This is a genomic window from Streptomyces sp. NPDC056480, assembly GCF_042795405.1.
Lineage (GTDB): Bacteria > Actinomycetota > Actinomycetes > Streptomycetales > Streptomycetaceae > Streptomyces.
This window is the reverse complement of record NZ_JBHTSA010000066.1, coordinates 11,669-24,986: the sequence shown is the minus strand read 5'-3', so window position 1 is coordinate 24,986 and position 13,318 is coordinate 11,669. Positions and strand designations below refer to the sequence as shown.

The window sequence follows — 13,318 nt, the reverse complement described above, 5'->3', positions numbered from 1 at the left end:
CCGGGCGGACGCGTCAGGACACCGCCGCCGCGGCGCCCAGGAGGCCGGCGTCGGTGCCCGTGAGGGCCGGGACCACCGTCAGGTCCCGCACGAAGTCGAGCGTGGCGTACGTGGCGAGGCCGCGGCGCAGCGGGGCGAAGAGGACCTCTCCGGCGCCGGCCACCCCGCCGCCGACGACCGCGATGTCGATCTCGACGAGGGTCGCCGTCGCGGCGATGCCCGCCGCGAGGGCCTGGGCCGCCCGCTCGAACGAGGCGACGGCGACCGGGTCCCCCGCGCGCGCGGCGGCGGCGACGGCGGCCGCGGAGGCGTCGCCGTCGGGCCCCGGGCGCCAGCCGTTCTCCAGGGCGCGGCGGGCGATGTGCGGGCCGCTGGCGATGCGTTCGACGCAGCCGCGTCCGCCGCAGGCGCAGGGCTCGCCGTCCATGTCCACCACCATGTGGCCGATGTGACCGGCGTTGCCGGTGGGGCCGGGGTGGACCCTGCCACCGAGGACGAGGCCGCCTCCGACGCCCGTGGAGACCACGAGGCAGAGGGCGTTGTCGTGGCCGCGGGCGGCGCCGAGCCAGTGCTCGGCGGCCGTCATGGCGACGCCGTCGCCGACCAGGGTGACGGGCCGTCCGCCCGTCGCCTTGTGGACCCGTTCGACGAGCGGGAAGTCGCGCCAGCCGGGCACGTTGACCGGGCTGACGGTCCCCCGGTACGCGTCGACCGGGCCCGCGCTGCCGATGCCGACGGCCCCGGCGGCCTCCCACAGGGGTGAACCCGCGAGCTCGGCGAGCACCTCACCCACCGCGCCCATCACCGTCTCGCCGTCCTCACGCGCGGGCGTGGGCCGCTGGGAGCGGACGCGGATGCGCCCCTCGTCGTCGACCAGGGCACCGGCGATCTTGGTGCCCCCGATGTCGAGAGCGACGACGAGTCCGTCGAGGGGTCCCGTGACGTCGAGGGGGCCCGTGGCGGGATCGGTCTGCATGGGCGCGGGGTCTCCAGTCGGCGACGGGCGGACGGAACGCTGTCTATGGTGTCCCGTTCCGTACAGTCTCCCCTCCTATGACAACGTTGTCCAGGCCCTATGATTCGGCCAGGGAGTCGATCAGACACCGCTGTACGACCGGCCGGACCGCTCTTCGGCCGGACGCCCCGACCTTCGACGGAGGAACCGCGCACCGTGGCCGACATCGCCCGCCGCACCGAGCACCGCTACGGCAACCGGCCCACGATGAAGGACGTCGCCGCGCGCGCGGGCGTCGGCCTGAAGACGGTGTCCCGGGTCGTGAACGGCGAGCCCGGGGTCACCCCGGACACCGAGCGAAGGGTCCAGGAGGCGATCGAGGCCCTCGGCTTCCGCCGCAACGACAGCGCCCGGGTCCTGCGCAAGGGCAGGACGGCGACCGTCGGCCTCGTACTCGAGGATCTCGCCGACCCGTTCTACGGGCCGCTCAGCCGGGCGGTCGAGGAGGTCGCCCGGGCGCACGGGGCGCTGCTCATCAACGGTTCCAGCGCCGAGGACCCGGCCCGGGAGCAGGAGCTGGCGCTCGCCCTCTGCGCCCGCCGGGTCGACGGTCTGATCGTCATCCCCGCCGGTGACGACCACCGGTATCTGGAGCCGGAGATCAGGGCGGGCGTCGCCACCGTCTTCGTCGACCGCCCCGCGGGGCTGATCGACGCCGACGCCGTGCTGTCCGACAGCTTCGGCGGGGCGCGCGACGGCGTGGCCCATCTGATCGCCCACGGACACCGCCGGATCGGTTTCATCGGCGACCGGCCCGGCATCCACACCGCGTCCGAGCGGCTGCGCGGCTACCGCGCGGCGATGGAGGACGCGGGCCTGTCGGTCGACGACGCCTGGGTCTCGCCGGGTTCCACGGAGCCGGAGCGGGTGAGGACGGCGGTACGGGAGATGCTGGACGCGCCGGAGCCGGTGACGGCGCTGTTCGCGGGGAACAACCGGGTGATGGTCACGGTGGTCCGCGCCCTCGCGGGGCACCCGAGGCCGGTGGCCCTGGTCGGCTTCGACGACATGGAGCTGGCCGACCTGCTCGGCATCACGGTCATCGCCCAGGACGCGGCCGCGCTCGGCCGGACGGCGGCGGAGCGGCTGTTCCGGCGTCTCGACGGGGTCGACGACGCGCCGGAGCGGGTGGTGCTCGGCACCACGCTCCTGGCGCGCGGTTCGGGCGAGCTCCCGCCGTCGGCCCCCTGAGCGACGAAGACCGGGGCGGCGGCCGTCCGAGCTGCTGCGGCGGTCGGGGCGGCGGTCGCCGGAATGACGCCGTCGGGGTCGCCGCAGCGGCTGCGACCCCGAGGGCGTGTCGCCGCTACTCGGCGGAGGCCGTCAGGTCGCCGCGGCGCGGGGCCGCGAAGCGGTCGAGGGCCGCGCGGTTCATGCCCGTGAGCGCGTCGACCTCGGCGGTGTCGAGGGCACCGCAGTCGATGCCGCGCAGCAGGTAGGAGCTGAGGGCCTTGGCGGTCGCCGGCTCGTCCATGACGTCGCCGCCCGCGTGGTTGGCGTATGCGGAGAGGCGCTTGGCGGCGGCCTCGAAGCCCTCGCGGTAGAAGGCGAAGACGGCGGCGTACCGGGTGGGGATGTGGCCCGGGTGCATGTCCCAGCCCTGGTAGTACGCGCGGGCGAGCGCACGGCGGGTGAGGCCGTAGTGGAGGCGCCAGGCCTCGTGGACGTGCTCGGTGGAGCCGACCGGGAGGACGTTCGTGGAGCCGTCGGAGACCCGTACGCCCGTGCCCGCCGCGGCGACCTGCATGATCGCCTTGGCGTGGTCGGCGGCCGGGTGGTCGCTGGCCTGGTAGGCGGCGGAGACGCCGAGGCAGGCGCTGTAGTCGAAGGTGCCGTAGTGCAGTCCGGTGGCGCGGCCCTCGGCCGCGCCGATCATGCGGGCGACGGCCGCGGTGCCGTCGGTGGCGAGGATGGACTGGCTGGTCTCGATCTGGATCTCGAAGCCGAGGCGGCCGGCGTCGAGGCCGTGGGCCTTCTCGAAGGCCTCGAGGAGGCGGACGAAGGCGGAGACCTGCTCGGGGTAGGTGACCTTGGGGAGGGTGAGGACGAGCCCGTCGGGCAGGCCGCCGTTCTCCAGGAGGCCGGTGAGGAAGACGTCGGTGGTGCGGATGCCCCGGTCGCGGACCGCGGACTCCATGCACTTCATCCGGATGCCCATGTACGGAGCGGCCGCGCCCTGGGCGTAGGCCTCCGAGATCAGCCGGGCGGCGCGGGCGGCGTCCTGGTCCTCGTCGGCGCCGGCGTAGCCGTCCTCGAAGTCGACCCGGAGGTCCTCGATGGGCTCGCGGCGCAGCTTGGCGACCACGCGGTCGTAGACGTCCTGGGCGAGGTGGTCGGAGAGGCCGAGCACCGCGGCGAAGGAGTCGGCGTCGGGGGCGTGCTCGTCGAGGGCGGCGAGGGCCTGGTCGCCCCAGGAGCGGATGGTGCCGGCCTCGAAGACGTTGCCGGGGACGTAGACGGTGTGGACGGGCTGGCGGGTGCCGGGGTCTCCCGGGTAGCGGCGGTCCAGCTCGGCGTCCACCGCTGCGAGGGAGGCGCTGATGCCCTCGCTGACCGCGCCCGCGAGGCTCGTCGACACCTTCTCCTGCTGACCCATCCCACATCCTCCTATTTTCCGCTTCACGGAATCAACAATCCGTATAGCGAAGTTAGTAGTCCGTCGGGACCTGAGTCAATGGTTGTCCGAAACGGCCGGGGGCCGCGCGGCGATCATCACCACGCGGCCCCCGGACCGTACAGATGCGCAGGTCACGCCTGCGCGACGAGATCAGCCCTTGCGGGACTTGACCTCTTCGGTCAGCTGCGGGACGACATCGAAGAGGTCGCCCACGACGCCGTAGTCGACCAGGTCGAAGATCGGCGCCTCGGCGTCCTTGTTGATCGCGACGATCGTCTTCGAGGTCTGCATGCCCGCGCGGTGCTGGATCGCGCCGGAGATGCCGGACGCGATGTACAGCTGCGGCGAGACCGACTTGCCGGTCTGGCCGACCTGGTTGGAGTGCGGGTACCAGCCGGCGTCGACGGCGGCACGCGAGGCGCCGACGGCGGCGCCGAGCGAGTCGGCGAGGGCCTCGATGACGCCGAAGTTCTCGGCACCGTTGACTCCGCGGCCACCGGAGACCACGATCGCGGCCTCGGTGAGCTCCGGGCGGCCGGTCGACTCGCGCGGGGTGCGGGCGGTCACCTTGGTACCGGTGGCCAGCGCGCCGAAGGAGACCGCGAGGGCCTCGACGGCACCGGCGGCCGGGGCGGCCTCGACCGGGGCCGAGTTCGGCTTGACGGTGATGACCGGGGTGCCCTTGGAGACGCGGGACTTGGTGGTGAAGGAGGCGGCGAACGCGGACTGCGTCGCGACCGGGCCCTCGTCACCGGCCTCCAGGTCCACGGCGTCCGTGATGATGCCGGAGCCGATGCGGACCGCGAGGCGGGCCGCGATCTCCTTGCCCTCCGCGGAGGACGGGACGAGCACGGCGGCCGGCGAGACGGCCTCGTAGGCGGCCTGGAGGGCGTCGACCTTCGGGACGACCAGGTACTCGGTGAACTCGGGGGCGTCGGCCGTGAGGACCTTCACCGCGCCGTGCTCGGCGAGGACGGCCGCGGTGTCGGCGGCGCCGTTGCCCAGCGCGACGGCGACCGGGTCGCCGATGCGGCGGGCGAGGGTCAGCAGCTCCAGGGTGGGCTTGCGGACGGCTCCGTCGACGTGGTCGACGTAGACGAGAATCTCAGCCATGGGACTTCAATCTCCTGCGAACGAAAGGGGCGGTCTGAGCGGCTCGCGCGAGCCTTAGATGAACTTCTGGCTCGCGAGGAACTCGGCGAGCTGCTTGCCGCCCTCGCCCTCGTCCTTGACGATCGTGCCGGCGGTGCGCGCCGGACGCTCGGCGGCGGAGTCGACCGCGGTCCAGGCGCCGGCGAGGCCGACCTCGTCCGCGTCGATGTCCAGGTCGTCCAGCTCCAGGGACTCGACCGGCTTCTTCTTCGCGGCCATGATGCCCTTGAAGGACGGGTAGCGCGCCTCGCCCGACTGGTCGGTCACGGAGACGACCGCCGGCAGGGAGGCCTCGAGCTGCTCGGAGGCGGTGTCGCCGTCGCGGCGGCCCTTGACGACGCCGTCCTCGATGGAGACCTCGGAGAGCAGCGTGACCTGCGGGACGCCCAGACGCTCGGCGAGGATCGCCGGGAGGACACCCATGGTGCCGTCGGTGGAGGCCATGCCGGCGATGACGACGTCGTAGCCGGTCTTCTCGATCGCCTTCGCGAGCACCAGCGAGGTGCCCATGACGTCGGTGCCGTGCAGGTCGTCGTCCTCGACGTGGACGGCCTTGTCGGCGCCCATGGAGAGCGCCTTGCGGAGCGCGTCCTTGGCGTCCTCGGGGCCGACCGTCAGCACGGTGACCTCGGCGTCGTCCGCCTCTTCGGCGATCTGCAGTGCCTGCTCGACGGCGTACTCGTCGAGCTCCGACAGCAGGCCGTCGACGTCGTCGCGGTCGACCGTCAGGTCGTCCGCGAACTTACGGTCTCCGGTCGCGTCGGGCACGTACTTCACACAGACAACGATCCTCAAGCTCACGCCGGCTCTCCTACTGCATCGTCATAACTGGGCTGCCTTGTTGCTCGCAGCATAGGCGCCTGAAGGGCGGGTTTCCGGTCGGGGCGCCGGACGCCCCGACCGAAATATTACTCGCCAGTACACCCAGTCCGTTACCAGTAAGCAAGCGCTCAGGCGTGTGACCTTGCCAACGCCCAGGTAAGGGAACCCTCAGTCGCGCAGCGCGTTGAAGCGGCCGTGGTGGTAGAGGAGCGGCCGGCCCGCCCCGTCCGGGTCCCCGGCGACGGCCTGCGCGATCACGATCCGGTGGTCGCCGGCGGGCACCCGGGCGACCACACGGCAGACCAGCCAGGCGAGGACGCCGTCGAGCACGGGCACGCCCTCGGGTCCCACGCTCCAGCGGGTCCCCTCGCCGAAGCGGTCGGCCCCGCTGCGGGCGAAGGTGGCGGCCAGTTCCTGCTGGTGTTCGCCGAGTATGTGGACGCCGATGTGCTCGGCCTCGGCGAGCACCGGCCAGCTGGAGGAGGTCGTGCCCACACCGAAGGAGATCAGCGGGGGTTCGGCGGCGACGGAGTTGAGCGAGGTCGCGGTGAAGCCGACGGGACGATCCCCGTGCGCGGTGACGACCGCGACGCCGGCCGCGTGCCGGCGGAAGACGGAGCGGAGCAGATCCGGGGAGGCCTGGCGGGGTGCGCCGATGGTGGGAACGGTGCCGGGTCGGAGGTCGGGCGTGACCGTCATGGAGTTGTCCTTCTGCGAGGGCGGCATGAGAGGGGTCCGGGGGTGGTCAGACACCCGGACAGCGCGCGCTCGCGTTGCGGGCCAGGTCCACGTGGGTCCGGCCGTAGAGAAGGAGTTCTTGGGGCACTCCGTCAGAGTGGCGATCGTTGCCGCGTGCAGTCAAGTGCGTACCGGGATGTGGGAGAAGTGTCACCGCGTCAGACCGCCCGCCCCAGGGCGGCGATGACGTCCGCCTTGCGGGGCTGTCCCGCGGCCCTGCGGACGACCCGCCCCGTCCGGTCGAGGACGAGGACGGTGGGGGTCCTGGCGATGCCGAGGGCGCGTACGAGATCGAGCCGTTCCTCGGCGTCGATCTCCACGTGCCCGACGCCCGGGACCATCGCGGCGACCTCCGCGAGGGTGCGCCGGGTGGCCCGGCACGGCTGACAGAAAGCGGTGGAGAACTGGACGAGGGTGGCGCGCTCCCCCAGCGGCACGCCGAGCGCCTCGGCTCCCAGCGTGTCGGTTCCGGGTATCTCGGTCACCCCTGCTCCCTTCCCTGTCGGCCGTCTCACCTGGTGCAGCGTCGCACGCGAGGGTTCGATTCCCGCCACGACCACCGCGAGTGACGAGAATCTCCCTGTACGAAGCCGCCTGGACTGGTCACGGCGGCCCACATGGGGCACGATCTGCCCAAAGCCGAAAACCTACGGCTGCGTAACTTCGCCGGGAGAACCCTCCCCAGGCACAGAAGAAGGGTTCCTCTCAGATGGCAGAACTCGTGTATCGGCCGGTCGTCGGCGCCGCTCTGACCCTGTTCAAGGCGCTCGACCTGAAGATCGACACGCAGGGTTCGGAGCACATCCCGCGCACGGGTGGCGCGGTGCTCGTCTCCAATCACATCAGCTATCTGGACTTCATCTTCACGGGCCTGGCCGCGCTCCCGCAGAAGCGTCTCGTGCGCTTCATGGCGAAGGACTCGGTCTTCCGGCACAAGGTCTCGGGGCCGCTGATGCGCGGCATGAAGCACATCCCGGTGGACCGCTCGGCGGGCGAGCACGCGTACAAGCACGCGCTGGAGTCGCTGCGGGCCGGCGAGATCATCGGCGTCTTCCCCGAGGCGACCATCTCCCAGTCGTTCACCCTCAAGGCCTTCAAGACGGGTGCGGCGCGGCTCGCCCAGGAGGCCGGTGTCCCGCTGATCCCGATGGCGCTCTGGGGTACGCAGCGCGTCTGGACCAAGGGCCGCCCCCGCAACTTCAAGCGCAGCCACATCCCGGTGACGATCCGCGTCGGCGAGCCCGTGGAGGCTCCCGCCGACCAGTACGCGGGCGCCATCACACGGCGGCTGCGCGAGCGGGTCCAGGAGCTCCTGGAGGCGGCGCAGCGGGCCTATCCGGTGCGCCCCAAGGACGCGAACGACACCTGGTGGGTGCCCGCGCACCTCGGCGGTACGGCTCCGACGCCGGCCGAGGTCAAGGACGCGGGCTGACGACGGGGCGCCGTCCGACGACACCCCGCTGAATCGTCACTCCGGGTCGCGGACCGTGATCCGGGCTCCCGGGCTGAGCTTCTCCAGGGACTCCGCCAGTTCGGCGCCCGCCGCGAGGAGCTCGTCCCGGGTCATCGGGGCGAGCGATTCGAGCAGGAAGAACGCGTCGACGGTGTCGTCGTCGATGCGGGTACGGGGGCCCTGGCGCCAGTTCCAGCGGCGGCAGGTCACGCCCTCCTCGTCGCACCAGACGATCTCCCCGGCCTCGGGGTGCTCCACCGTCTCCGCGCCGCCCGCCATGGTGACGAAGGGCTCGCCGCCGGTGGCGCGGACCAGGCGCATGGCGCCCCGGATCCTGCCCAGGTCCTCGCCGCCGACGGGGACGAGGTGGGCGACGCTCACCGCGTTGTAGGCGTCGACGAGCCGGTTGATGCGGGGCAGCCCGCCGTCCGCGAGCGCCCGCCTGGCGAGCGCCTCCGCGGAGTTGCGGGTGCGGGAGGGCTTGGCGCCGAACGCGGTGTACGCGGCGCGCCAGGCGGCGATGTGCGGGTCCTGGTCCGGGGTCCGGCCGTCGAGCCGCTCGGCGAGCCGGCGTGCGGCGTCGTCGAGGAGGGCCGAACTCGCCTCGTCGCTGGGCCCGTTGACCAGGCCGTGGGCCTCGATCACCAGGGCGGTGAAGCCGGGTACGAGGGTGCGCACCTCGTCGGAGACGGTGAGCGTGAGGGTCATGGTCCGCCGTTCGCTTGTGTCCGGGGTCAGAGCTCCGTGGGGAGCGTCCGCCAGAGGTGGGGCCGGTCGGGCGCGGCGCGCAGCGCGTCCAATACAGCCGCATGCGGTTCAGTGTAGAGCACTGGATAATCCACTTCATTGCACTCCGGCCGGACGGTCCAGGCCAGCCGCTCCCCCTTCAGGGAGAACCGGGCGTCGACTCCGGGCTTGTTCCCGCGTACGTCCTGGCGGGCCCAGTCCCGCTCCCCGGGCAGCAGCACGGCGACGAGACCGTGGATCACCGGGTTCGAGCCGTCGTCGTCGGCGAGCCGCTGGTAGCAGAGGGCGGCCGGGATGCCCCGGGCCCGCAGGAGTGCGGCGTACGCGATCGACTTGGCGTAGCAGATGCCGGTGCGCCGCTCCAGGACGTCGGAGGCGCGCCAGGTGACGCGGGGGTCGTCGGCGTCGGCGGAGTGCGGGACGGTGTCGCGGACGTATCGATAGGCGGCTTCGGCGTATGCGTATGCGTCGGGGTGGTCATCCGCGAGGCGCGCCACGACGGCCCGGACCACCGGATGGTCGTGGTCGACGGCTTCGCTGGTGGCTAGATAGGCCGAGATGTCGGGGTTCTGCTGGATGAGGTCCCTGGGTTCCATGCGCGTGGAGCGTACGGAAACGGCCGGACGGAAGTCAATGACTTTCCGTCCGGCCGCATACTCATACAGCGACTAGCGTGCCAGCTCTTCCTTCAGGGCCTGGAGGAAGGCGTCCACGTCGTCCTCCGTGGTGTCGAAGGCGCACATCCAGCGCACGTCGCCGGCCGTCTCGTCCCAGAAGTAGAAGCGGAACCGCTCCTGGAGCCGCCGGGTGACCTCGTGCGGCAGACGGGCGAAGACCGCGTTGGCCTGCACCGGGTAGAGGATCTCCACCCCGTCGAGCTCACGCACGCCGGTGGCGAGGCGCTGGGCCATCGCGTTGGAGTGGCGGGCGTTGCGCAGCCACAGGTCCTTCGCGAGAAGGGCCTCCAGCTGCACCGACACGAAGCGCATCTTCGACGCGAGCTGCATGGACAGCTTGCGCAGGTGCTTCATGTGACTGACCGCGTCGGGGTTGAGGACGACGATCGCCTCACCGAAGAGCATGCCGTTCTTCGTGCCGCCGTACGAGATGACGTCGACGCCCACGGCGTTGGTGAAGGCGCGCATCGGCACGTCGAGCGAGGCGGCGGCGTTGGCTATCCGGGCCCCGTCGAGGTGCACCTTCATTCCCTTGGCGTGGGAGTGCTCGACGATCGCGCGGATCTCGTCCACCGTGTAGACGGTGCCGAGCTCCGTGTTCTGGGTGATCGAGACGACCTGCGGCATCGCCCGGTGCTCGTCCTCCCAGCCCCAGGCCTGCCGGTCGATCAGCTCGGGGGTGAGCTTGCCGTCCGGGGTCGGCACGGTGAGCAGCTTGAGGCCGCCCATGCGCTCCGGCGCCCCGCCCTCGTCCACGTTGATGTGCGCGGACTCGGCGCAGATGACGGCGCCCCAGCGGTCGGTGAGCGCCTGGAGGGCGGTCACGTTCGCCCCGGTCCCGTTGAAGACCGGGAAGGCCTCGGCCATGGGGCCGAAGTGGCTGTGCATGATCCGCTGGAGGTGCTCGGTGTACTGGTCCTCGCCGTAGGCGACCTGGTGGCCGTCGTTGGCGAGGGCGAGGGCCGCGAGGACCTCGGGGTGGGCGCCGGCGTAGTTGTCGCTGGCGAAGCCCCGGACCGACGGGTCGTGGTGACGACGTGCGTCGGTCCTGGGGCCGAGGGCCGCGGTCACGGCTTGGGGGTCAGCCACAGACGCTGTCCATTCACTTCCTGGGCGGGCTTGTCCCAGAGCCCGGCGATCTCGTCGGCCAGGTCCTTGACGTCGGTGAAGCCCGCGAACTTCGCGTTGGGGCGTTCGGCGCGCATGGCGTCGTGCACCAATGCCTTGATCACCAGGATCGCAGCCGCCGCCTGCGGGCCTTCGTCGCCCCCCAGCTTGCGGAACGAGTCGGCCATCGCGAGGGTCCAGGCCTCCGCGGCCGCCTTGCCCGCGTTGTACGCGGCGTTGTTGGCGAGCGGCTTGTGCGCGCCGACCTGGCTGATCAGGGCGTAGCGGCCGCGGCCGCCGGCCCGCAGCAGTCCGTCGTGGAAGGCGAGCGAGGTGTTCTGGACCGTGCGGATGAGGAGCTTCTCCAGGAAGTCCCAGTCCGCGAGGTCGGTCTCCGTGAAGGAGGAGCTGCCGCGCCAGCCGCCGACGAGGTGGACCAGGCCGTCGATCCGGCCGAACTCCTTCTCGGTCTTCGCGGCCCAGTCGCGCGTGGCGTCCAGGTCGAGCAGGTCGACGGTGTCACCGACGACCTTGGCGCCGCCGTGGGCGTAGCGGGCGGCGTCGACGGCCTCCGCGAGGCGCGCCGGGTCGGCGTCGGAGCCGACGACGGTCGCGCCCGCTTCGGCGAGGCGCAGCAGCGCCGCACGGCCGGCCGGGCCGGCCGCACCGGCGACCGCGATGACGGCGCCGTCGAGCGGCCCGCCGTTTCCGTTGGCGGTCATGGGCGACGCCTCCTCCGTGTCGTCGGTACGAGCGCTCACGCGGCAGCCCGCTCGGCCCGCTCGGTCCGCGAGACGTCGGCGGCGGTGATCCCCTTGGTGTCGGCGATCACGCCCTTCAGCTTCTTGGCGAGGGCCTCAAAGAACATGCTGAGCGGAAACTCGTCCGGAAGCACGTCGTCGACGAGCTTGCGGGGCGGGAGGGAGAGGTCGAGGGCGTCGGGACCCTTGGCCCACTTCGAGCCCGGGTGCGGGGCGAGGTAGGTGGAGACGAGCTCGTACGCCTTGAACCAGTGGACGAGCTTGGGGCGGTCGATGCCGTCGCGGTAGAGCTTCTCGATGTCGGCGCAGAGCTGGTTGGTGACCTCGGGGGCCCGCTCCCAGTCGATCTTGAGGGTGTTGTCCGTCCAGCGCACCACGTCGTTCTTGTGGAGGTACGCGAAGAGGAGCTGGCCGCCGAGACCGTCGTAGTTGCGGTTGCGGTCGCCGGAGAGCGGGAAGCGGAACATCCGGTCGAAGAGAACCGCGTACTGCACGTCACGGCCGTGGGTGTTGCCCTCGGCCTCCAGCTTCACGGCCTCCTTGAAGGCGGTGAGGTCGCAGCGGAGCTCCTCGAGGCCGTACATCCAGAAGGGCTGGCGCTGCTTGATCATGAAGGGGTCGAACGGCAGGTCGCCGTGGCTGTGGGTGCGGTCGTGGACCATGTCCCAGAGCACGAAGGCCTTCTCGCAGCGCTCCTGGTCGTCGATCATCGCGGCGATGTCGGCGGGCAGCCGGATGCCGAGCGTGTCGACGGCGGCCTCGGTGACCTTGCGGAAGCGGGCGGCCTCGCGGTCGCAGAAGATCCCGCCCCAGGTGAAGCGCTCGGGGGCCTCGCGGACGGCGATGGTCTCCGGGAAGAGGACGGCCGAGTTGGTGTCGTACCCGGCGGTGAAGTCCTCGAAGGTGATCCCGCAGAACAGCGGGTTGTCGTAGCGGGTGCGCTCGAGCTCGGCGAGCCACTCCGGCCACACCATGCGCAGCACGACGGCCTCGAGGTTGCGGTCGGGGTTGCCGTTCTGCGTGTACATCGGGAACAGCACCAGGTGCTGGAGCCCGTCCTCGCGGTCGGCGGCCGGCTGGAAGGCGAGCAGCGAGTCCAGGAAGTCCGGGACGGCGAAGCCGCTCTCGGCCCACTTGCGCAGGTCCGAGACGAGGGCGCGGTGGTAGGCGCCGTCGTGCGGGACGAGCGGGGAGAGCTGCTCGACCGCGGCGGTGACCCGGGCGAGGGTCAGCTCGGCCAGGTCCTTGGCGGGCGCGTCCTCGCGCTCGAAGTCGATGGAGCCGTCCGCGCTCTGCCAGGTGCGGATCTCCTCCACGGCATTCTTGAGCTCGGGCCAGGCGGGGTGGTCGATCACCCGGGCGGCGGTGGATATCCCCCCACCAGTCACGTCCTGCACAAGAATTTCCGTCATGCCTCTTCCTCCACAGGAGAACCTCGCGTTAAGACACCGTAACCGTGGACGGTTCTCGGCCACAAGAGGGGGCAAGAGAAATTATCCTGTGCCACCCCCCTGATCACAGAAGTTTTTCCTGCGAGCCAGGGGGGAAGCCACCCTTCCGCCGCGTTTGTCAGCTCAGCGGCTTCACCAGGAGCTCGAACTCCAGGTCGTCGCGCTGGGGCAGGCCGAAGCGCTCGTCGCCGTACGGGAAGGGAGTCATCCGTCCGGTGCGCCGGTAGCCGCGGCGCTCGTACCAGGCGATGAGCTCCTCCCGTACGGAGATCACGGTCATGTGCATCTCGCGGACGTCCCACAGCTCGCGCACCCGGCGCTCGGCCTCCGCGATGATCTGCTTGCCGAGACCGGCCCCCTGGAGCTCGGGGCGGACCGCGAACATCCCGAAGTAGCCGGCCTCGCCGCGGTGCTCCAGCTGGCAGCAGGCGACGATCTCGCCGTCGCGCTCGACGACCAGGAGCCGGCTGTCCGGCGTGGTGATCACGGCGGCGACGCCCTCCGGGTCGGTGCGCTGCCCCTGGAGGATGTCCGCCTCGGTGGTCCAGCCGCCCCGGCTGGCGTCGCCCCGGTAGGCCGACTCGACGAGCGGGACGAGGGCCGGGACGTCGTCCAGGACCGCCTCGCGGTAGCTGATCCGGCCTGTCTCGTGCGACGTGGCGGTGTCCATGTGAACGGGGCTCCCCTCGGGTGCTGACGATCGCCGTACGCGATCGTCCCGAGCCTAACGCCCGCACCTTTCACTCCCCCTCGTACGCCCGTACGCACCCGTGCGCCC

Annotated in this window: 14 protein-coding genes; 2 read left to right on the top strand and 12 right to left on the bottom strand. The window is 71.6% G+C overall.

Annotated features, from left to right (window positions below):
* Positions 1-13: 13 nt before the first annotated feature.
* Entirely contained in the window at positions 14-976 is a 963-nt protein-coding gene (locus ACFQ79_RS25830; RefSeq protein ID WP_383587479.1) for an ROK family protein, read from the bottom strand.
* A gap of 195 nt (positions 977-1,171) precedes the next feature.
* Here ACFQ79_RS25830 and ACFQ79_RS25825 point away from each other — a divergent pair, with 195 nt between their 5' ends.
* On the top strand, positions 1,172-2,206 hold the full coding sequence (locus tag ACFQ79_RS25825) for a LacI family DNA-binding transcriptional regulator (protein ID WP_383587475.1): 1,035 nt from the start codon (positions 1,172-1,174) through the stop codon (positions 2,204-2,206).
* 115 nt (positions 2,207-2,321) lie between these two features.
* On the opposite strand, the gene ACFQ79_RS25820 is transcribed toward ACFQ79_RS25825, so the two are convergent.
* The 5 genes from ACFQ79_RS25820 to ACFQ79_RS25800 all read right to left on the bottom strand — a co-directional run bounded on the left by ACFQ79_RS25820 (position 2,322) and on the right by ACFQ79_RS25800 (position 6,859).
* A complete protein-coding gene (locus tag ACFQ79_RS25820; RefSeq protein WP_383587472.1) occupies positions 2,322-3,611 on the bottom strand; it encodes a DUF6986 family protein in 1,290 nt (429 codons plus the stop codon).
* Positions 3,612-3,782: 171 nt separating this feature from the next.
* A complete protein-coding gene (locus ACFQ79_RS25815; protein WP_383587469.1) occupies positions 3,783-4,745 on the bottom strand; it encodes an electron transfer flavoprotein subunit alpha/FixB family protein in 963 nt (320 codons plus the stop codon).
* Between the two features lie 54 nt (positions 4,746-4,799).
* On the bottom strand, positions 4,800-5,585 hold the full coding sequence (locus ACFQ79_RS25810) for an electron transfer flavoprotein subunit beta/FixA family protein (RefSeq protein ID WP_319311862.1): 786 nt from the start codon (positions 5,583-5,585) through the stop codon (positions 4,800-4,802).
* A gap of 189 nt (positions 5,586-5,774) precedes the next feature.
* Positions 5,775-6,305 (bottom strand): flavin reductase family protein, encoded by a 531-nt coding sequence (locus ACFQ79_RS25805; RefSeq protein WP_383587466.1) that lies wholly within the window; start codon positions 6,303-6,305, stop codon positions 5,775-5,777.
* A 197-nt stretch (positions 6,306-6,502) separates the two neighbouring features.
* Positions 6,503-6,859 (bottom strand): TlpA family protein disulfide reductase, encoded by a 357-nt coding sequence (locus ACFQ79_RS25800; RefSeq protein ID WP_383587463.1) that lies wholly within the window; start codon positions 6,857-6,859, stop codon positions 6,503-6,505.
* Between the two features lie 194 nt (positions 6,860-7,053).
* On the opposite strand from ACFQ79_RS25800, the gene ACFQ79_RS25795 reads away from it, so the two are divergent.
* Positions 7,054-7,776, top strand: coding sequence for a lysophospholipid acyltransferase family protein (locus ACFQ79_RS25795; protein ID WP_383587460.1), 723 nt, complete (start codon positions 7,054-7,056; stop codon positions 7,774-7,776).
* Between the two features lie 36 nt (positions 7,777-7,812).
* On the opposite strand, the gene ACFQ79_RS25790 is transcribed toward ACFQ79_RS25795, so the two are convergent.
* The 6 genes from ACFQ79_RS25790 to ACFQ79_RS25765 form a co-directional block, all read right to left on the bottom strand.
* Complete coding sequence (locus ACFQ79_RS25790; RefSeq protein ID WP_383587457.1) at positions 7,813-8,505, bottom strand: B3/4 domain-containing protein; 693 nt, start codon at positions 8,503-8,505, stop codon at positions 7,813-7,815.
* A gap of 26 nt (positions 8,506-8,531) precedes the next feature.
* A complete protein-coding gene (locus ACFQ79_RS25785; protein WP_383587454.1) occupies positions 8,532-9,140 on the bottom strand; it encodes a transglutaminase family protein in 609 nt (202 codons plus the stop codon).
* 72 nt (positions 9,141-9,212) lie between these two features.
* Positions 9,213-10,292 (bottom strand): threonine aldolase family protein, encoded by a 1,080-nt coding sequence (locus ACFQ79_RS25780; protein WP_383587542.1) that lies wholly within the window; start codon positions 10,290-10,292, stop codon positions 9,213-9,215.
* A complete protein-coding gene (locus ACFQ79_RS25775; RefSeq protein WP_383587452.1) occupies positions 10,289-11,050 on the bottom strand; it encodes an SDR family NAD(P)-dependent oxidoreductase in 762 nt (253 codons plus the stop codon). The genes ACFQ79_RS25780 and ACFQ79_RS25775 overlap by 4 nt, the downstream gene beginning before the upstream one ends.
* A 35-nt stretch (positions 11,051-11,085) precedes the next feature.
* The gene (locus ACFQ79_RS25770; protein WP_383587449.1) at positions 11,086-12,501 is read right to left on the bottom strand and encodes a DUF6421 family protein; all 1,416 of its coding nucleotides are present in this window, start codon (positions 12,499-12,501) and stop codon (positions 11,086-11,088) included.
* A 157-nt stretch (positions 12,502-12,658) separates the two neighbouring features.
* Entirely contained in the window at positions 12,659-13,210 is a 552-nt protein-coding gene (locus ACFQ79_RS25765; protein ID WP_383587446.1) for a GNAT family N-acetyltransferase, read from the bottom strand.
* Positions 13,211-13,318 lie beyond the last annotated feature (108 nt).